Genomic DNA, 18,598 nt, shown 5'->3' on the forward strand with positions numbered 1-18,598 from the left:
ATGTCAACCCACTCCGCTCTCCCGACCTGATCGCTATCCGTTTACCCCTGCACATTGAACTGCAACGCTGCCAACCGCGCATACAGCGGGTTAGTGGCAATGAGCTGCGCGTGGGTGCCGATTGCTATCAACTTGCCCTGATCCATCACCGCAATGCGGTCCGCATTCTGCACGGTGGCCAGGCGATGGGCGATGACCAGCGTGGTCCGGCCTGACATCAGGCTGGGCAAGGCTTGCTGAATCAAGTGTTCGCTCTGGGCATCCAGCGCACTGGTGGCCTCATCGAGCAACAGGATCGGCGCGTCCACCAACAGCGCGCGGGCAATCGCCAGGCGCTGACGCTGGCCGCCGGACAATCCCAGCCCGCCCTCCCCCAAATGGGTGCTGTAACCCTCGGGCATTTGCAAAATGAAGTCATGGGCATGGGCAATGCGCGCCGCCGCTTGCACCTGTTCCAGCGTGGCGTCGGGATTGCCGTAGCGGATGTTGTCCTCCACCGAACCAAAGAACAGCGCCGGGCTTTGCGACACCAACGCGAAGCAGCGGCGCACGTCCTGCGGGTCCAGTTGCGTGACGGGTAGCCCGTCCAGCAGGATCTGACCGTGCTGCGGGTCGTAAAAGCGCAACAGCAAATCGAACAACGTCGACTTGCCCGCCCCCGACGGCCCGACCAGCGCCAGCGTCTCGCCTGCATGGACGGTCAGGGTGAGGTCTTCCAGGGCAAAGCGTTCCGGGCGCGAGGGGTAGGCAAACGACACACCTTGCAGCTGCAGAGTGCCCGCCACCTGTTCGGGCAGTGCGAGCAACCCGCTGGCCGGCGCCGAGATCAGGCTTTTGGATTGCAACAACTCGGCGATCCGCTCTGCGGCCCCGGCCGCTCGCTGCAATTCACCAATGACCTCACTCAAGGTGCCAAAGGCGCTGCCGACAATCAGGCTGTAAAACACAAAGGCTGCCAGTTCGCCACCGGTAATGCGTCCGGCAATCACGTCCATGCCGCCCACCCATAACATCACCCCGACCGCGCCCAGCACCAGCAGGATCACCAAGGTAATCAGCCAGGCACGCTGCACGATAAGCTTGCGCGCGGTGGCGAAAGCCTGTTCAACGGTGTGGGCAAAGCGCTGCCGGTCCTGCTGTTGGTGGTTGTAGGCCTGGACGGTTTTGATTTGCCCCAGGGCTTCGGACACATAGCTCCCGACATCGGCAATCCGGTCCTGGCTTTGACGCGACAGGCTGCGCACCCGGCGGCCAAAAATCAGGATCGGCGCCAGCACCAGCGGCAAGGCCACCACCACGATGCTGGTGAGCTTGGGGTTGGTGATGAACAACAGCACGATGCCCCCGATCACCATCAGGCTGTTGCGCAAGAACAATGACAGCGAAGAACCGATCACCGATTGCAGCAACGTGGTGTCCGCCGTCAGCCGCGACTGGATTTCCGAGCTGCGGTTGTTTTCATAAAAACCGGGGTGCAAGTCAATCAGGTGGTTAAACACCTGACGCCGGATGTCGGCCACCACCCGCTCACCGATCCACGACACCAGATAAAAGCGCACGAACGTCCCTACGGACAGCGCCAGCACCAGGAGCAGGAACACGCCGATGGACTGATTGAGCAGGTGCGGGGACTGAGTCATAAAGCCCTTGTCCACCAGCAGACGAATGCCCTGCCCCATCGACAGCGTGATGCCGGCCGTCACAATCAGTGCCAGCAAGGCGCCTGCGGTGTGCCAGCGATAAGGCGCTACAAAATGAGTCGCCAGACGAAGCGCCCGGCGATGACGAGAAGAAAGCATCCAGAACACCCGAATAAACAAGAAATGCCCCACATGGGCAGTGGACAGCCTACAACGAAAAAACGGCCTTCGATGTAAACCTTTCTCACTCGGTTTGAATATGACCGGCTCATGCCAACCCTAGGTCGGATTGGTCTAACGTGAGACTGGAAGTTTCAGGATATTTCTGTTTGAGTAAATGGCCGCCAAGGGTTGTCACAGCTTGGTCACTAAATGGAACTACATTAGCGCTACACCCTGATGAGGAGACAAGCCATGGATTTGCAACACAATGTTCAATCAGTACCGGTGATTCGTACCCAGCCCAACCAGTCTGTGGGGTGCGCAATCATTGATGCGCAAGGCAAAGAAGTCGAGATCACCGAAGCGATGATTCAACAGGCGTGCGAAGAGCTGGATAAACGCCTGGTCACACCCAAGCACAAGAACTGACAGACCCCCGTCTTTTGAAAACCGGCCCAAGTGGCCGGTTTTTTATACGCGGTTAAACCACCACGCAGCCGAGGGCGGCGGCCATTTTCGTCAACGCGGGGTTGTGCCCTTCGATGTGCACGGTCAGCCCTTCAATTTCACGCCGCACCGGGTAGTGCTTGCGCAAACCATCGAACGCCTGCTTTTGCTGATCGACCGGGCCAGTCAGGGTACGTCGAAAATCAGCGTCATCCCGACGCGGGTCATAGACGCCACGGCACACCATGGCCAAGGCCCACGCCTGATCGCTGTTGGCGCTCAATTCAACCTTGGCCAGCCAGGGCGCCGGCAGTAAATCCGCCAGTTGCACCTGCGGCGTCTGACCGAGGAACGCGCACAGCGCCTGATAGATCTGCGCGGTGCCGCGCTGCTTGCCGTCCAGGCTGTAACCGGCGATGTGCGGTGTGGCCAAGACGCACAAGTCGGCCAGTTCCACGTCAACCTGCGGCTCGCCTTCCCACACATCCAAGACGGCTTGCAGGTCTTCACGGGCGTTCAGCACGTTGCGCAGCGCAGCGTTGTCCACCACCGGGCCACGGCTGGCGTTGATCAGCCAGGTGCCGGGTTTGAGCCGGTTCAACCGGGTCTCATCCAATAAATGCCATGTCGCGAAATCGCCGCTTTTACTCAACGGGGTGTGCAAGCTGATGACGTCACACTGCTCAATGATCTGCTCCAGGCTGACGTAATCTGCGCCTTCAGCCGCCTGACGCAGGGGGTCACACACCTGGACCTTCCAGCCCAGATCACGCAACACCCGGACCAGCCGACCGCCCACCTCACCCGCGCCAATCACGCCATAGGTGCGCTGTGCAAGGTCGGCACCTTCGATGTCAGCCAGTGTCAGCAGGCTGCCAAGCACGTAATCCACCACGCCGCGGGCGTTGCAACCGGGGGCGCTGGCCCACTGAATGCCGGCGTGTTCGAAGTCGTCCAACGCCAGGTGATCGGTACCGATGGTGCACGTGCCGACAAACTTCACGGCGCTGCCTTCCAGCAGTTCGCGGTCGACCCGGGTGACCGAGCGAACCAGCAGCACATCGGCGTCATGCACGTCGGCGCGGGTGATCTGACGCCCCGGCAAACGGCGTATTTCACCGAATGAGGCAAAGAATTCTTCGATCAGCGGAATATTTTCATCAGCAACAATCAACATGGCAGGCTCCTTTGGCGGAGCAGCAGTGTAGGCGTTGTTGTACACAATGAGCCAGCAAGGTGTCGCACCGCTTCAGCCCCGGTGCTTACAAACGCACTACAACTGCACAGTTGCCCGGCGGTGCCGGGCGCGTACAATCCCCGCTTTTGCGCCTACTACACGCTGGATGCACACTTGTGAACGCTGTTTCTCCTGATTTTGCTACCCCCCCTGTCAGCCGCCCTGCGCGGGTGCGCACAGAAGTGCGCGCCCTGCTTGCCCTGGCGCTTCCCATCATCATTTCCCAAGTGGCCACGACGGCCATGGGGTTTGTCGACGCCGTGATGGCCGGGCGCGTCGGGCCGCGCGATCTGGCAGCGGTGGCGCTGGGCAACTCGGTGTGGGTGCCGGTGTTTCTGTTGATGTCTGGGATTCTGCTGGCCACCACCCCGAAAGTCGCCCAGCGTTATGGCGCCAACACCCACGGCGAAATCGGCCCGATTGTGCGCCAGGCCCTGTGGCTGGCGTTCATCACCGGGCTGTGCGCGGCCGGGATCCTGATGGTTGCCGAACCGTTGCTGCACTGGATGAAGGTCGCCCCCGACTTGATCGAGCCGTGCATGGGCTATTTGTACGGGATTGCCAGCGGCATGCCCGCGGTGGCGATTTACTGCGTCTTGCGCGGGTTCAGTGACGGGCTGGGCAAAACCCGGCCGAGCATGGTGCTGGGCCTGATCGCGCTGGCACTGAACATTCCGCTCAACTACATCTTCATCTACGGCCATTTTGGCGTGCCGGCCATGGGCGGCGTGGGTTGCGGCTGGGCCACGGCGATCGTGATGTGGTTCATGGCCCTGGGCATGGTGGTCTGGACGATGCGCGGTGCGATCTATCAGTCGAGTCAGGTGTACAGCCATTTTGAATGGCCGAAGTGGCCGATTCTCAAGCGACTGCTCAGTGTCGGCCTGCCCATCGGTATCGCCGTGTTCGCTGAATCCAGCATCTTCGCGGTGATCGCCCTGTTGATCGGCAGCCTCGGCGCCACCGTGGTGTCGGGTCATCAGATTGCGCTTAACTTCAGTTCGCTGGTGTTCATGATCCCGTATTCGCTGGGCATGGCCATTACCGTGCGCGTCGGTCAGGCACTGGGCCGCCAGCAACCGCGCGAAGCCCGGTTTGTGGCCGGCGTGGGCATGGGCACGGCGCTGATTTGGGCGTTCATCTCGGCCAGTTTGATTCTGTTGCTGCGCGGGCCAATTGCCAGTATTTACACCGCCGACCCCCAGGTGCTGGAAGTCGCCACGTTGTTGCTGGTGTTCGCGGCGCTGTATCAGTTTTCGGACGTGATTCAGGTCACGGCGGCAGGCGCCTTGCGCGGCTATCAAGACACGCGGGTGACGATGATCATGACCTTGTTTGCGTACTGGGGCGTGGGGTTGCCCGTGGGGTATGCGCTGGGCCTGACTGACTGGCTGGGCGAGCCGAGCGGCCCGAGCGGGTTGTGGCAAGGCTTGATTGCGGGCCTGACCTGCGCGGCGCTGATGCTCAGCGTGCGCCTGGTGAGCAGCGCGAAAAAACGCATTCGCGCCGCCGGCAAATAACCGGCTGGCGCTTCGACCAAACGCGTGCTTGGACGGGGTGCAGTGCAACCCTTCGCAGCCCTTGATAGCGGCTGCGGGTCACCTTGGGGTTCAGCCCTGCTTCTTACGGATCCAGTAGAGGTAAGTCCCCGCTTCTTCTGTCTGACCGATCAGTTCATGGTCGAGAAATGCGCAGAATTTTGGAATGTCCCGGCGCGTGGACGGATCGGTGGCGATCACCTTCAACAGGCCGCCCGGCACCAAGTCCCGGATGTGTTGGTGCAACATCATGACAGGCTCCGGACAGTTGAGCCCGGTGGCGTCCAGCGTGCCGTCAACCGGCAGGTCAGCAACATTCATCATGTGACTCCTGAATCAGCGAGATTTGGTTTTTTTGACGTCTATTCGACGCAAATGGCAGGTGACTTCTTCACGGTCGTGGTACAGCTGCTTGCAGCCGATCTCCACCGTGATGCCACGCGCCTTGAAGCCCTCAGCGATACGGTCGAGCAAACGCCGGACTTCGGCATAGCGCTGTTTCATCGGCAATTTGAGGTTGACCACCGCCTCACGGCAATGACCTTCGCCGATCCACTCTTCCAGCATCGCCGCATTGCGCGCGGGCTTTTCAACGATATCGCAGACCATCCAGTCCACCGGTTGACGCGGCTTGAAAGTAAAACCGTCGGCCATCAAGTGCTGGACCAGGCCGGTGTCCATCAGGCTTTCGGCCATCGGGCCGTTGTCGATAGCCGTGACCAGCATGCCGCGATTGACCAGCTGCCACGTCCAGCCGCCGGGCGCGGCGCCGAGGTCAACCCCGGTCATGTCGCTGTGCAGGCGCTCGTCCCACTGGTCGCGAGGGATGAAATGGTGCCAGGCCTCTTCCAGCTTCAAGGTCGAGCGGCTCGGCGCTTCACGGGGGAACTTCAGGCGCGGTATGCCCATGGGCCACATGGCGCTGTTGTCGGACTCAGCCAGACCGAGAAACAACTCACGGCCACTTTTGACCGTCAGCAACAGGCGCGGCTTGCTGTCATCGTCTTCCACCAATTTGCCGGCTTTAATCAGCGCCTTGCGTAAATGGGCGTCAAACTTTTTACAGAAATTGGACAGCTCTTTGCCGTCATTGGTGTCGACCATTTCCAGCCACAGACTGCCGCATACCGGAAAACCGTCCATGCGGTCGAGGATCACGCTGATACGGTCGGTTTCGGGCAGGTCGACGAACGTGCCCCGCGCCCACTGGCGGGGGAAAATCAACTCGGCAAAACGCAAACCGCGCATCAGCCGCTCAGCGCCGCCTTCTTCGGTGCACACAAATTCGGCGCAGGCACTGGCCGGTTTGGCTTTGGCGTAGCCGGACACATTGAGGCGCGCGGCGTGCTCGGCGATTTCCGAGCAGACTTCACCCTCAAAACCGGGGCGGCAGTGCATAAAAACGGTGTTCATTGAATCACTCCTGGGCAGCTGACAAGGATTGGTCCGCTGCACAACCCTGCTTTGGAGCAAGGACTGTCACAAAAAGGCCGGCATGATAACTGAGATTGGAACCTTGAACTTGCCTAGGCAGTCCAGTTATTAGCCAGTTTGATGAATCAGGGCTAGGGTCTGTTCACGTTGCATAGCCGCCGCCCTATACCCCGTGGGCTTTCGTCCCTTCGGAGCGCGGCGTGCAATGACACGCGACCAGCCCCTAGGTTAGAAGCTCAGTTTGTTCCACACGATCCGTTACCGTGCGGATCTAAGGAGTCATTTCATGTCCTCCCTCGATAGCCTGAAGACCCTCTCTACCTTAAAAGTCGACGATAAGACTTATCACTATTTCAGCCTGCCATTGGCCGCCAATACCCTTGGCGATTTGAGCACGCTCCCCATGTCGCTCAAGGTGCTGCTGGAAAACCTGCTGCGCTGGCAAGACGATAAAACCGTCACCGAGTCCGACCTCAAGGCGCTCGCCGCCTGGCTCAAAGAGCGCCGTTCGGACCGCGAAATCCAGTACCGCCCGGCGCGGGTGTTGATGCAGGACTTCACCGGCGTGCCCGCCGTGGTCGATCTGGCAGCCATGCGCGCCGCGATGGCCAAGGCCGGTGGCGACCCGCAGCGGATCAACCCGCTGTCGCCGGTGGACCTGGTGATCGACCACTCAGTGATGGTCGATAAATTCGCCAGCCCCAGTGCCTTTGAACAGAACGTTGATATCGAGATGCAGCGCAACGGCGAACGTTATGCGTTTCTGCGCTGGGGCCAAAGTGCCTTTGACAACTTCAGCGTCGTACCGCCGGGCACCGGCATCTGCCATCAGGTCAACCTGGAGTACCTGGGCCGCACGGTCTGGACCAAGGAAGAAGACGGCCGCACGTACGCCTTCCCCGACACGCTGGTGGGGACCGACTCTCACACCACCATGATTAACGGCCTTGGCGTACTGGGCTGGGGCGTGGGCGGTATCGAAGCGGAAGCGGCGATGCTCGGCCAGCCGGTGTCGATGCTGATCCCGGAAGTGGTGGGTTTCAAACTCAGCGGTAAGCTCAAAGAAGGCATTACCGCCACCGACCTGGTGCTGACCGTCACGCAAATGCTGCGCAGCAAAGGCGTGGTCGGAAAATTTGTCGAGTTTTATGGCGACGGCCTGGCGGATTTGCCACTGGCCGACCGCGCCACGCTGGCCAACATGGCGCCCGAATATGGCGCAACCTGCGGCTTTTTCCCGGTGGATGACATCACGCTGGACTACCTGCGCCTGTCAGGTCGCCCCGAGGCCACGGTAAAACTGGTCGAAGCCTATTGCAAAGCGCAGGGCCTGTGGCGCGAGCCGGGTCAGGAGCCGGTGTTCACCGACACCTTGTCCCTCGACATGGGCACCGTGCAAGCCAGCCTGGCCGGGCCAAAGCGCCCGCAAGACCGCGTGTCGCTGCCGAACGTGGGTCAGGCCTTCGATGACTTCCTGAGCCTGCAATTCAAACCCACCAATAAAGAAGAAGGCCGCCTTGAGAGTGAGGGCGGTGGTGGCGTGGCGGTGGGCAATGCCGATTTGGTGGGCGAGGCCGAATACAGTTGGGAAGGCAAAACCTATCGCCTGAAAAATGGCGCCGTGGTGATTGCCGCAATCACCTCTTGCACCAACACCTCCAACCCGAGCGTGATGATGGCGGCCGGTCTGGTGGCCAAGAAAGCCGTGGAAAAAGGCTTGATGACCCAGCCCTGGGTCAAAACCTCCCTTGCGCCCGGCTCCAAAGTGGTCACCGACTACTACAAGGCTGCCGGGCTGACGCCTTATCTGGATCAACTGGGCTTCTCACTGGTGGGCTACGGCTGCACAACTTGTATCGGCAACTCCGGGCCGCTGCCTGAACCCATTGAAAAAGCCATCACCCAGAACGACCTGACCGTGGCTTCCGTGCTGTCGGGCAACCGCAACTTCGAAGGCCGTGTTCACCCGTTGGTGAAAACCAACTGGCTCGCCTCGCCGCCCCTGGTGGTGGCTTATGCGCTGGCTGGCAGTGTGCGCACGGACATCAGCAGCGAGCCGCTGGGCATGGGCAAGGATGGCCAACCGGTCTACCTGCGCGACATCTGGCCCAGCCAAAAAGAGATCGCCGACGCCGTGGCGCAGGTCAGCACCGCGATGTTCCACAAGGAATACGCCGAGGTGTTTGCCGGGGACGAGCAGTGGCAAGCCATTGAAGTGCCGCAAGCGGCCACTTACGTGTGGCAAGAGGACTCGACCTACATTCAACACCCGCCGTTCTTCGACGACATCAGCGGACCCTTGCCGGTCATTACCGACGTCAAGGCCGCCCGGGTGCTGGCCTTGCTCGGGGACTCGGTCACCACTGACCACATCTCCCCTGCCGGCAATATCAAGGCGGACAGCCCGGCCGGGCGCTACCTGCGCGAAAAAGGCGTCGAACCCCGGGATTTCAACTCCTATGGATCACGCCGCGGCAACCATGAAGTCATGATGCGCGGCACGTTCGCCAACATCCGCATTCGCAACGAAATGCTCGGCGGTGAAGAAGGCGGCAACACGCTTTACATCCCCACTGGCGAGAAGCTGTCGATCTACGACGCAGCCATGCGCTATCAGGCCTCCGGCACGCCGCTGGTGGTGATTGCCGGTCAGGAATACGGCACTGGCTCCAGCCGTGACTGGGCCGCTAAAGGCACCAACCTGCTGGGGGTCAAAGCGGTGATTGCCGAAAGTTTCGAGCGTATTCACCGCTCCAACCTGGTGGGCATGGGTGTGTTGCCGTTGCAGTTCAAGCTGGACCAGAACCGCAAAAGCCTGAACCTGACCGGCAAGGAAACCCTCGACATTCTCGGCCTGACCGGCGCCCAGTTGCAGCCGCGCATGAACCTGACCCTGGTCATCACCCGTGAAGACGGGAGCCAGGAACAGGTCGAGGTGCTGTGCCGCATCGACACCCTGAACGAGGTCGAGTACTTCAAAGCCGGAGGCATTCTGCATTACGTGCTGCGTCAACTGATTGCCTCCTGACATCCGGGCGGCACTTACGACGTTTATTGATAAATCCGTAAAAGCCTGATCGTTATACTGACGCGCCCCGAACGCCCTTCGGGGCGTTTTTTTTAACGATCACTCAAGGGATTTTCATGCGTGCACTGCCTTGGCCTTATCTGGCCCTCTTAACCTTGGGCTACGGCCTGGCCCTGAGCTACGGCCAATTAAGCCTGCAAGTCATCACCGCCTTGTCATTGCTCATCATCAGCGGGCTCGCGGTGTTACAAACCCGTACTCCATACCTGCGCTATGCCGGGCACGGCCTGTTTGTGCTGCTGGCCCTGGCGCTGGCCCTGCACTGGCTGCCGGGTTTTCACAACGGCCGCGCCATCGCCCCCGAACGGCTGACCGCCGATGCGGTGCCCTTCTCGATGTACCTGAACCTGGACAAACCGCTGATCGGGTTCTGGTTGCTGCTGGTGTGCCCGTGGATTGCCACGCGCTTCAACTGGCGTGCCACGCTGGGCGCGACCTTGATGGGGCTGGCGCTGGCGGCAATGGGTGCGCTGGGCGGCGCCTTACTGCTGGGCATGATCGCCTGGGCACCGAAATGGCCAGCGCAGGGTTGGCTGTGGCTATTGAACAACCTGCTGCTGGTGACCCTGGTCGAAGAAGCGCTGTTTCGCGGCTATGTGCAAGGCGGACTGAGCCGCTGGTTCAAACAGCTGCCCTATGGCCAGACCCTCGCGCTGGTGATCGCCTCGCTGTTGTTTGGCCTGGCGCATTTTGCCGCAGGCTGGCAATGGATGCTGTTGGCGGGAATCGCAGGGCTCGGCTATGGTCTGGCCTACCGTTTTGGCGGCCTGGGGGCAGCGATTGCCACCCATTTGGGACTCAACGTGCTGCACTTTGTTTTTTTTACCTACCCGATGCTGATGCCCTGAGCACCGAATCGCGGCCTGCGCGGCGCCTTCAATGGCGCCCGTTGACTGAAATATAAATTAAACAAATCCCACCCGGCGCCGACACCCTTTCAAAGCCTTGCGGATTGAAACGACATGCGTAATAACCAGCCCATCACACAACGCGAACGCACATTCCCCGCTCAGCAACGGTTGATTTCCACGACCGATGCCAAAGGTGTGATCACGTATTGCAACGACGCCTTTGTCGAGATCAGCGGCTTCTCGCGTGATGAGCTGATGCGCGCGCCGCACAACCTCGTGCGCCATCCCGATGTGCCGCCAGCGGTCTTTGACCACATGTGGACCACCCTGAAAAAGGGCCTGCCGTGGATGGGCATCGTTAAAAACCGCTGCAAGACCGGCGACCATTATTGGGTCAATGCCTATGTCACGCCGGTGTTTGAAAACGAGCGTGTGGTGGGGTACGAGTCGGTGCGGGTCAAACCGACCGCCGAACAAATTCGTCGCGCCGAAGCCCTGTATTCGCGGATCAACCGCGGCAAGCCTGCAATTCCGCAGCGCGACAAGTGGCTGCCGGTGGTGCAGGACTGGCTGCCGTTCATTCTGGTCAGCCAGTTGAGCTTCATGATTGGCGCCCTGCTCACCTCCAGTTGGGGGTTTGCACTGGCGGCATTGTTGTCCATTCCGCTGGGCCTGCTGGGCCTGACCTGGCAGCAACGCGGGATCAAACGCTTGCTGCGCCTGGCGGAACAGACCACGTCTGACCCGCTGATTGCACAGATGTACACCGACAGCCGTGGCCCGCAGGCGCGACTGGAGATGTCCATTCTCAGCCAGGAAGCCCGCCTGAAAACCTGCCTGACGCGCTTGCAGGACACCGCCGAGCACTTGAGCGACCAGGCCCGTCAGTCCGACGCCCTGGCGCATCAAAGCTCCAGCGGGCTTGAGCGCCAGCGCCTGGAAACCGAGCAAGTGGCCACCGCCGTAAACCAGATGGCGGCCACCACGCAAGAAGTGGCCAGCCACGTGCAACGCACCGCGGACGCCACCCAGGAAGCCAATCGCCTGACCAGTCGCGGCCGCGACATCGCCGGGGAAACCCGCGAAGCCATCGAGCGCCTGTCGGTGGTGGTCGGTGAAACCGGCGCGACCGTTACCCAGCTAGCCAAGGACAGCGATGAAATCGGCGGCGTGGTCGACGTGATCAAAGGCATTGCCGACCAGACCAACCTGCTGGCCCTCAATGCCGCTATTGAAGCGGCCCGCGCCGGGGAAATGGGCCGTGGCTTTGCCGTGGTGGCGGATGAAGTGCGCCAACTGGCGCAACGCACCAGCACCTCGACCGGCCAGATCCACAGCCTGATTGCCAAGCTGCAACAGACGGCAGCCAGCGCCGTGCAAACCATGGACGCCGGGCATCGTCAGGCCGAAGAAGGCGTGGCACGGGTCCTGGAAGCCGATCAGGCGCTGGTGGGGATCAGTGAAGCGGTGGCCAACATCACCGACATGACCACGCAAATTGCCGCCGCCACCGAAGAGCAAAGCTCGGTCGCAGAAGAAATCAGCCGCAACATCAGCACCATCGCTGACCTGGCTGACCAGACCTCCGATCAGGCCCAGCGCTCGGCGCAATTGAGCGAAGAACTGACCCAGACCGTGAACGTGCAGTACTCGCTGGTGGAGCGGTTTAACCGCTAAAGCCGATACCGTGTCGCCGCCGAACGCAGCCTCGTGCTGCCCGGCCGCGACTAGGCGGGCTTCAACCCGCTCACAATCCTGTCTGCCGCAGCCTCCAGATGCTGTGCATGGCTATAGCCCGATGCTTTAAGCGGCTTCAAGTCATGGTCACCGGCCACTAACCAGTGCACCTCAATCGCCGGTGACAACGTATACGCCTCTACCGCTTCACGGTTGCCCAACGCATCGCGTTCGCCCTGCACGATCAGGGTCGGCGTCTTGACGTGCGCCAGGTGCGCCACCCGTGGTTTTTCCGGTTTGCCAGCCGCATAAAACGGGTAGCCCAGGCACACGAGCGCATCCGCGCCCAACTCATCTGCCAGCAGGCTGGCCATGCGCCCGCCCATGGACTTGCCACCGATGGCAATTGGCCCAGCGACATGCCGTCGCACCTCACTAAATACCTCACGCCAACATTCGAGTAACACCGGCTGCGGATTGGGAGGCCTTTTGCCACCATCGCGCCTGCGTTGCGCCATGTACGGGAACTCGAAGCGAAGTACGTTAACCCCGCGAACGGCAAGGCGTTCAGCCATTTCAGCCATCCACTGACTGTCCATCGGCGCGCCTGCACCATGGGCCAGGATCAAGGTCCAACCGGCGCCTTGTACAGCGCCATTCCAGAGCCAGCCGCGTTGCTGCACGCACTGCGCCCATTGATCCCCGTCAATACCGACATCACCCGCTACCCCCATGCTTGCCTCGCTTTTAGTCTGCCTATAACTCCAGGCGCGCGTTTGCACGCACCTGATCCGTGGATGGGGAACCATGAACACTTCTACAAGTACCGCCTACAACTACAAGGTGGTCCGCCAATTTGCCATTATGACGGTGGTTTGGGGCATCGTCGGTATGGGGCTCGGCGTTTTTCTCGCCGCGCAGTTGGTCTGGCCAGAACTTAACTTCAATTTGCCTTGGACAAGTTTCGGGCGCCTGCGCCCACTGCACACCAATGCTGTGATCTTCGCCTTCGGCGGATGCGCACTGTTCGCATCGTCGTTCTATTCGGTGCAACGCACCTGCCAGGCGACCTTGTTCGCGCCTAAAATCGCCGCGTTTACCTTCTGGGGTTGGCAGTTGGTGATTTTGCTGGCGGCAATCAGCCTGCCGCTGGGCTTTACCAGCTCCAAGGAATACGCCGAGCTGGAATGGCCGATCGACATCCTGATCACCATTGTCTGGGTCGCGTACGCCATCGTGTTCTTCGGCACGATCATGAAGCGCAAGACCAAGCACATCTACGTGGGCAACTGGTTCTTCGGCGCGTTTATCGTGACCGTGGCGATTTTGCACATCGTGAACAACCTGGAAATCCCGGTCAGCTTCACCAAGTCCTACTCCCTCTACGGTGGTGCCACTGACGCCATGGTGCAGTGGTGGTACGGGCATAACGCTGTAGGCTTTTTCCTGACAGCGGGCTTCCTGGGGATGATGTACTACTTCGTGCCGAAACAGGCCGAACGTCCGATCTATTCCTATCGTTTGTCCATCGTGCACTTCTGGGCGCTGATCACCCTGTACATCTGGGCCGGTCCGCACCACTTGCACTACACCGCGCTGCCGGACTGGGCACAGTCGCTGGGCATGGTGATGTCGCTGATTCTGCTGGCGCCAAGCTGGGGCGGCATGATCAACGGCATGATGACCCTGTCGGGGGCGTGGCATAAGTTGCGCAGCGACCCGATCCTGCGCTTTTTGGTCGTGTCGCTGGCGTTCTACGGCATGTCGACCTTCGAAGGCCCGATGATGGCAATCAAGACCGTCAACGCCCTCTCCCACTACACCGACTGGACCATCGGCCACGTACACGCCGGCGCTCTGGGCTGGGTGGCCATGATCTCGATTGGCGCGCTCTACCACATGATCCCGAAAATCTTCGGTCGCCCGCAGATGTACAGCCTGGGCCTGATCAATGCCCACTTCTGGCTGGCAACCATCGGCACCGTGTTGTACATCGCCTCGATGTGGGTCAACGGCATCGCGCAAGGCCTGATGTGGCGCGCCGTCAACGAAGACGGCACGCTGACCTACTCCTTCGTCGAAACACTGGTGGCCAGCCACCCTGGGTTTGTCGTCCGCCTGATCGGTGGTGCGATCTTCCTCAGTGGCATGTTGCTGATGGCTTACAACACTTGGCGCACCGTGCGTAACGCCGAGCCCGCTGAAGTCGTAGCCGCCGCGCAGATGGCCTGAGGAGTTCGTGATGAAACATGAAGTCGTAGAGAAGAACATTGGCCTGATGCTGTTGCTGATGATTCTGTGTGTGAGTGTCGGCGGCCTGACGCAGATCGTGCCGCTGTTTTTTGAAGACGTGACCAACACCCCGGTGGAAGGCATGAAGCCTTACACCGCGTTGCAACTGGAAGGCCGGGACATCTACATCCGCGAAGGCTGCGTTCAGTGCCACTCGCAGATGATTCGTCCGTTCCGTGCCGAGACCGAACGTTACGGTCACTACTCGGTCGCCGGTGAAAGCGTCTGGGATCACCCGTTCCTGTGGGGTTCCAAGCGTACCGGCCCGGACCTGGCCCGCGTCGGCGCCCGGTACTCCGATGACTGGCACCGTGCGCACTTGTACAACCCGCGCAACGTCGTGCCCGAGTCGAAGATGCCTGCCTACCCATGGCTGGTGGCCACGCCGGTCGATGACAGCCATACCCAAAAGAAACTGGAAGTGATGCGCATGATGGGCGTGCCGTACACCGACGAAGACATCGCCGGTGCCAAGGATGCGGTCAAGGGCAAGACGGAAATGGACGCCTTGGTGGCTTACCTGCAGGGCCTCGGCACTGCGATCAAGAGCAAGAGGTGAGCCATGGTCTTCGAGATGAGTAGTGGAATGATTCGCGGCCTGGGCACTGTCGTGGTGGCAGTGGCCTTTATCGGCCTGGCGTTGTGGGTGTTCAGCCCGCGTCGCAAGTCGGAATTCGAAGACGCGACCTTGCTGCCATTCAAGGACGATCCGCAAGCCATCAAACACGTCGAGCAAGAACAAGCGTCTAGGAGTAACAAAGCATGACCACCTTCTGGAGTATCTATATCAGCGTGCTGACCATCGGCACGTTGATTGGCCTGACCTGGCTGTTGGTCGGTACGCGCAAGGGTGAAACCAAGGGCGAAACCGTCGAGACCATGGGCCATGCCTTTGACGGCATCGAGGAATACGACAACCCGCTACCGCAATGGTGGTTCATGTTGTTTGTCGGCACGCTGGTGTTTGGCGTCGGCTACCTGATCCTCTACCCCGGCCTGGGCAACTGGAAAGGCCTGCTGCCGGGTTATGAAAACGGCTGGACCGGCGTCAACGAATGGCAAAAGGAAATGGACAAGGCCGATGCCAAGTTCGGCCCGATTTTCGCCAAGTACGCCGCCATGCCTGTGGAGCAAGTCGCTCAGGACCCGCAAGCCCTGAAAATGGGCGGTCGCCTGTTCGCCTCCAACTGCTCGGTATGCCACGGTTCGGATGCCAAAGGCGCGTTCGGCTTCCCTAACCTGGCCGACAACTCATGGCGTTGGGGCGGCGATGCCGACACCATCAAGACCACCATCATGGGTGGCCGTATGGCTGCCATGCCGGCCTGGGGCGAAGTGTTGGGCGAAGACGGGGTCAAAAACGTAGCGGCTTATGTGCGTCATGACCTGGCAGGCCTGCCGTTGCCGCAAGGCACCACGGTGGATCTGGCCGCAGGCAAGCAAGCGTTCGACACCACGTGTGTGGCGTGCCACGGGGCAACCGGCAAAGGGACACCGATCATGGGTGCGCCTGACCTGACCCAACCGGCTGCCTTCATCTATGGCACCAGCCTGGCGCAGTTGCAGCAAACCATCCGTCACGGCCGTCAAGGTCACATGCCGGCGCAGAACGAATTGTTGGGCAACGACAAGGTGCAACTGCTGGCGGCCTACGTGTTCAGCTTGTCCCACGGTAAGCAAGAGGAAAAATCAGCGGAATAATTTCCGGACATTTCCTGCCGCATCATTTTGGTGCGGCAGTTCCCGCCTCAAAGCGCGACCAAGTGTCGCACCTCTCAGCCGTCCTTCATTGCTCTCTCGCCATTCAGGACTAAGCTCTTAATTCTGTGATTCGGCGTGCGCCGGGTTCAGGTCAAGCGAAAAAAATCGGTCAGTTGAAGGGCAGTGTTTCCGGCCACACGGTTGGGTTTATACCGGCTATCGTCGATTGCGGTCTTCGCCATGATGTCGCCGTGCCTTATTCCCGCCCGGTTTTGTCCGTCTCACCCCCCTTCGCCTGCGTGCTCCATGCGGTTGATTTTCGTGGCGGATTTTATCCCTACGATACGTGTGGAAAGGGCGCAGAATCAGCGTTGGAAAGCATTGACCGAGGTCATGCTGCGTTGCAATAACCCTACGCTTTATACATACTTGCGCCCGATTTTTACTCCTAATAAAACACCTAAACCGTGGAACCTTAGAATGAGCACAGCAATCAGTCCGACTGCTTATAACTATAAGGTAGTCCGCCAGTTCGCCATCATGACGGTGGTCTGGGGGATCCTTGGCATGGGGCTCGGGGTTTTCATCGCTTCACAACTTGTGTGGCCTGAATTAAACCTTGGCCTTGAGTGGACGACCTTCGGCCGTCTGCGTCCCTTGCACACCAACCTGGTGATTTTCGCCTTCGGTGGTTGTGCATTGTTCGCCACCTCTTATTACGTCGTGCAGCGCACCTGCCAGACGCGCCTGATCTCCGATACCCTCGCCTCCTTCACCTTCTGGGGTTGGCAAGCGGTGATCGTCGGCGCCCTGATCACGTTGCCGCTGGGTTACACCACGACTAAAGAATACGCAGAGCTGGAATGGCCTTTGGCTATCCTGCTGGCCATCGTTTGGGTGGTCTACGGCATTGTGTTCTTCGGGACCATTACCAAGCGCAAAACCAAGCATATCTACGTGGGTAACTGGTTCTACGGTGCATTCATCATCGTGACGGCCATGCTGCACATCGTGAACCACGCTTCTCTGCCCGTGACGTTCTTCAAGTCCTACTCGGCCTATGCCGGTGCGACCGACGCCATGATCCAGTGGTGGTATGGCCACAACGCCGTGGGTTTCTTCCTGACCACAGGCTTCCTGGGGATGATGTATTACTTCGTTCCCAAGCAGGCCGAGCGTCCGATCTACTCGTACCGCCTGTCGATCGTGCACTTCTGGGCACTGATCACCCTGTACATCTGGGCCGGTCCGCACCACTTGCACTACACCGCACTGCCGGACTGGGCTCAGTCGCTGGGCATGGCCATGTCGATCATCCTGCTGGCACCCAGCTGGGGCGGCATGATTAACGGCATGATGACCCTGTCGGGCGCTTGGCATAAGCTGCGCACCGACCCGATCCTGCGCTTTTTGGTGGTTTCGCTGGCGTTCTACGGCATGTCGACCTTTGAAGGTCCGATGATGGCCATCAAGACCGTCAACTCGCTGTCGCACTACACTGACTGGACCATCGGCCACGTTCACGCCGGCGCTCTGGGCTGGGTGGCCATGATTTCGATCGGCGCCCTGTACCACATGATCCCGCGCCTCTACGGGCAAAAGGCCATGTTCAGCACCAGCCTGATCAACACCCACTTCTGGCTGGCCACTATCGGTACGGTGTTGTACATCGCCTCGATGTGGGTCAACGGCATCACCCAGGGCCTGATGTGGCGCGCCATCAACGACGACGGCACCCTCACGTACTCGTTCGTCGAAGCGCTGCAGGCCAGCCACCCGGGCTTTATCGTTCGCGCCATCGGCGGTGCTTTCTTCGCCAGCGGCATGCTGTTCATGGCGTACAACGTGTTCCGCACGGTACGCGCCTCGAACCCGGTAGAAGCTGAAGCAGCCACCAAGATCGCTGTCGTTGGAGCCCACTGATGAAGCACGAAACAGTCGAGAAGAACATCGGCCTGATGGCCTTCTTCATGGTCATCGCCGTGAGCATTGGTGGTTTGACCCAAATCGTTCCGCTGTTCTTCCAGGACGTGACCAACACGCCCGTCGAAGGCATGAAGCCGCGCTCGGCACTTGAACTCGAAGGCCGCGACATCTACATCGCCAACGGTTGTGTTCAGTGCCACTCGCAAATGATCCGCCCGTTCCGTGCTGAAACCGAACGTTACGGCCACTACTCGGTCGCCGGTGAAAGCGTCTGGGATCACCCGTTCCTGTGGGGTTCCAAGCGTACCGGTCCGGACCTGGCCCGCGTCGGCGGCCGTTACTCCGATGACTGGCAGCGTGCGCACTTGTACAACCCGCGCAACGTGGTGCCTGAATCGGTCATGCCCGCGTATCCGTTCCTCGTGGAACGCAAGCTGGACGGCAAGGACACCGCGAAAAAAATGGAAGTCTTGCGCACGCTCGGCGTCCCTTACACCGACGAAGACATCGCCGGTGCCAAGGATGCAGTGAAGGGCAAAACCGAAATGGACGCACTGGTGGCTTACCTCCAGGGCTTGGGCACTATCATCAAAAGCAAACGGTGA

Annotated in this window: 16 protein-coding genes; 11 read left to right on the top strand and 5 right to left on the bottom strand. The window is 60.2% G+C overall.

Going from position 1 to position 18,598, the window contains the following annotated elements:
* Nucleotides 1-41: 41 nt before the first annotated feature.
* The gene (locus tag BKD70_RS16960; protein WP_047275199.1) at nucleotides 42-1,799 is read right to left on the bottom strand and encodes an ABC transporter transmembrane domain-containing protein; all 1,758 of its coding nucleotides are present in this window, start codon (nucleotides 1,797-1,799) and stop codon (nucleotides 42-44) included.
* Nucleotides 1,800-2,054: 255 nt separating this feature from the next.
* Between BKD70_RS16960 and BKD70_RS25080 the strand changes: the two genes are divergently transcribed.
* Nucleotides 2,055-2,231: a PA1571 family protein gene (locus BKD70_RS25080; RefSeq protein WP_047275201.1), complete on the top strand. Its 177-nt coding sequence runs from the start codon at nucleotides 2,055-2,057 to the stop codon at nucleotides 2,229-2,231.
* Between the two features lie 52 nt (nucleotides 2,232-2,283).
* Here the strand turns inward: BKD70_RS25080 and pdxB are convergent, their stop codons facing one another.
* On the bottom strand, nucleotides 2,284-3,426 hold the full coding sequence (gene pdxB / locus BKD70_RS16965; RefSeq protein WP_047275203.1) for a 4-phosphoerythronate dehydrogenase PdxB: 1,143 nt from the start codon (nucleotides 3,424-3,426) through the stop codon (nucleotides 2,284-2,286).
* Between the two features lie 176 nt (nucleotides 3,427-3,602).
* On the opposite strand from pdxB, the gene BKD70_RS16970 reads away from it, so the two are divergent.
* A complete protein-coding gene (locus BKD70_RS16970) occupies nucleotides 3,603-5,006 on the top strand; it encodes an MATE family efflux transporter (RefSeq protein WP_047275204.1) in 1,404 nt (467 codons plus the stop codon).
* A gap of 90 nt (nucleotides 5,007-5,096) precedes the next feature.
* Here the strand turns inward: BKD70_RS16970 and tusA are convergent, their stop codons facing one another.
* Both tusA and rlmM read right to left on the bottom strand, forming a co-directional pair.
* A complete protein-coding gene (tusA, locus tag BKD70_RS16975; RefSeq protein ID WP_047280404.1) occupies nucleotides 5,097-5,345 on the bottom strand; it encodes a sulfurtransferase TusA in 249 nt (82 codons plus the stop codon).
* Nucleotides 5,346-5,360: 15 nt separating this feature from the next.
* The gene (rlmM, locus tag BKD70_RS16980; RefSeq protein WP_047275210.1) at nucleotides 5,361-6,437 is read right to left on the bottom strand and encodes a 23S rRNA (cytidine(2498)-2'-O)-methyltransferase RlmM; all 1,077 of its coding nucleotides are present in this window, start codon (nucleotides 6,435-6,437) and stop codon (nucleotides 5,361-5,363) included.
* Nucleotides 6,438-6,744: 307 nt separating this feature from the next.
* Here rlmM and acnA point away from each other — a divergent pair, with 307 nt between their 5' ends.
* From acnA to BKD70_RS16995, 3 genes are all read left to right on the top strand, one after another.
* Nucleotides 6,745-9,486, top strand: coding sequence for an aconitate hydratase AcnA (gene acnA / locus BKD70_RS16985; RefSeq protein WP_047275212.1), 2,742 nt, complete (start codon nucleotides 6,745-6,747; stop codon nucleotides 9,484-9,486).
* A gap of 116 nt (nucleotides 9,487-9,602) precedes the next feature.
* Nucleotides 9,603-10,394 (top strand): CPBP family intramembrane glutamic endopeptidase, encoded by a 792-nt coding sequence (locus BKD70_RS16990; protein WP_047275215.1) that lies wholly within the window; start codon nucleotides 9,603-9,605, stop codon nucleotides 10,392-10,394.
* Nucleotides 10,395-10,508: 114 nt separating this feature from the next.
* Nucleotides 10,509-12,074 carry a PAS domain-containing methyl-accepting chemotaxis protein gene (locus BKD70_RS16995; RefSeq protein ID WP_047275216.1) on the top strand — a complete coding sequence of 522 codons (1,566 nt, stop codon included), beginning with the start codon at nucleotides 10,509-10,511 and terminating at the stop codon, nucleotides 12,072-12,074.
* Between the two features lie 50 nt (nucleotides 12,075-12,124).
* On the opposite strand, the gene BKD70_RS17000 is transcribed toward BKD70_RS16995, so the two are convergent.
* On the bottom strand, nucleotides 12,125-12,808 hold the full coding sequence (locus BKD70_RS17000) for an alpha/beta family hydrolase (protein WP_047275218.1): 684 nt from the start codon (nucleotides 12,806-12,808) through the stop codon (nucleotides 12,125-12,127).
* Nucleotides 12,809-12,881: 73 nt separating this feature from the next.
* Here BKD70_RS17000 and ccoN (BKD70_RS17005) point away from each other — a divergent pair, with 73 nt between their 5' ends.
* The 6 genes from ccoN (BKD70_RS17005) (at nucleotide 12,882) to ccoO (BKD70_RS17030) (ending at nucleotide 18,598) form a co-directional block, all read left to right on the top strand.
* Entirely contained in the window at nucleotides 12,882-14,306 is a 1,425-nt protein-coding gene (gene ccoN, locus BKD70_RS17005) for a cytochrome-c oxidase, cbb3-type subunit I (protein WP_047275220.1), read from the top strand.
* A gap of 10 nt (nucleotides 14,307-14,316) precedes the next feature.
* On the top strand, nucleotides 14,317-14,925 hold the full coding sequence (gene ccoO / locus BKD70_RS17010) for a cytochrome-c oxidase, cbb3-type subunit II (protein ID WP_047275222.1): 609 nt from the start codon (nucleotides 14,317-14,319) through the stop codon (nucleotides 14,923-14,925).
* A 15-nt stretch (nucleotides 14,926-14,940) separates the two neighbouring features.
* Entirely contained in the window at nucleotides 14,941-15,132 is a 192-nt protein-coding gene (locus BKD70_RS17015) for a cbb3-type cytochrome c oxidase subunit 3 (protein ID WP_080960194.1), read from the top strand.
* Entirely contained in the window at nucleotides 15,129-16,067 is a 939-nt protein-coding gene (ccoP, locus tag BKD70_RS17020) for a cytochrome-c oxidase, cbb3-type subunit III (protein WP_047275226.1), read from the top strand. The genes BKD70_RS17015 and ccoP overlap by 4 nt, the downstream gene beginning before the upstream one ends.
* A gap of 480 nt (nucleotides 16,068-16,547) precedes the next feature.
* The gene (gene ccoN / locus BKD70_RS17025; RefSeq protein ID WP_047275228.1) at nucleotides 16,548-17,990 is read left to right on the top strand and encodes a cytochrome-c oxidase, cbb3-type subunit I; all 1,443 of its coding nucleotides are present in this window, start codon (nucleotides 16,548-16,550) and stop codon (nucleotides 17,988-17,990) included.
* The gene (ccoO, locus tag BKD70_RS17030; RefSeq protein ID WP_047275230.1) at nucleotides 17,990-18,598 is read left to right on the top strand and encodes a cytochrome-c oxidase, cbb3-type subunit II; all 609 of its coding nucleotides are present in this window, start codon (nucleotides 17,990-17,992) and stop codon (nucleotides 18,596-18,598) included. The genes ccoN (BKD70_RS17025) and ccoO (BKD70_RS17030) overlap by 1 nt, the downstream gene beginning before the upstream one ends.

Source organism: Pseudomonas sp. BS-2016, assembly GCF_001806145.1.
In the GTDB taxonomy this organism is placed as follows: domain Bacteria; phylum Pseudomonadota; class Gammaproteobacteria; order Pseudomonadales; family Pseudomonadaceae; genus Aquipseudomonas; species Aquipseudomonas lundensis.

Coding starts and splice junctions, on each gene's coding strand:
- tusA (WP_047280404.1), bottom strand. CDS start 5,345: ATGAATGTTGCTGACCTGCCGGTTGACGGCACGCTGGACGCCACCGGG.
- ccoP (WP_047275226.1), top strand. CDS start 15,129: ATGACCACCTTCTGGAGTATCTATATCAGCGTGCTGACCATCGGCACG.
- ccoO (WP_047275230.1), top strand. CDS start 17,990: ATGAAGCACGAAACAGTCGAGAAGAACATCGGCCTGATGGCCTTCTTC.
- pdxB (WP_047275203.1), bottom strand. CDS start 3,426: ATGTTGATTGTTGCTGATGAAAATATTCCGCTGATCGAAGAATTCTTT.
- rlmM (WP_047275210.1), bottom strand. CDS start 6,437: ATGAACACCGTTTTTATGCACTGCCGCCCCGGTTTTGAGGGTGAAGTC.
- BKD70_RS17015 (WP_080960194.1), top strand. CDS start 14,941: ATGAGTAGTGGAATGATTCGCGGCCTGGGCACTGTCGTGGTGGCAGTG.
- acnA (WP_047275212.1), top strand. CDS start 6,745: ATGTCCTCCCTCGATAGCCTGAAGACCCTCTCTACCTTAAAAGTCGAC.
- ccoO (WP_047275222.1), top strand. CDS start 14,317: ATGAAACATGAAGTCGTAGAGAAGAACATTGGCCTGATGCTGTTGCTG.
- ccoN (WP_047275220.1), top strand. CDS start 12,882: ATGAACACTTCTACAAGTACCGCCTACAACTACAAGGTGGTCCGCCAA.
- ccoN (WP_047275228.1), top strand. CDS start 16,548: ATGAGCACAGCAATCAGTCCGACTGCTTATAACTATAAGGTAGTCCGC.
- BKD70_RS16990 (WP_047275215.1), top strand. CDS start 9,603: ATGCGTGCACTGCCTTGGCCTTATCTGGCCCTCTTAACCTTGGGCTAC.
- BKD70_RS16995 (WP_047275216.1), top strand. CDS start 10,509: ATGCGTAATAACCAGCCCATCACACAACGCGAACGCACATTCCCCGCT.
- BKD70_RS17000 (WP_047275218.1), bottom strand. CDS start 12,808: ATGGGGGTAGCGGGTGATGTCGGTATTGACGGGGATCAATGGGCGCAG.
- BKD70_RS16960 (WP_047275199.1), bottom strand. CDS start 1,799: ATGCTTTCTTCTCGTCATCGCCGGGCGCTTCGTCTGGCGACTCATTTT.
- BKD70_RS25080 (WP_047275201.1), top strand. CDS start 2,055: ATGGATTTGCAACACAATGTTCAATCAGTACCGGTGATTCGTACCCAG.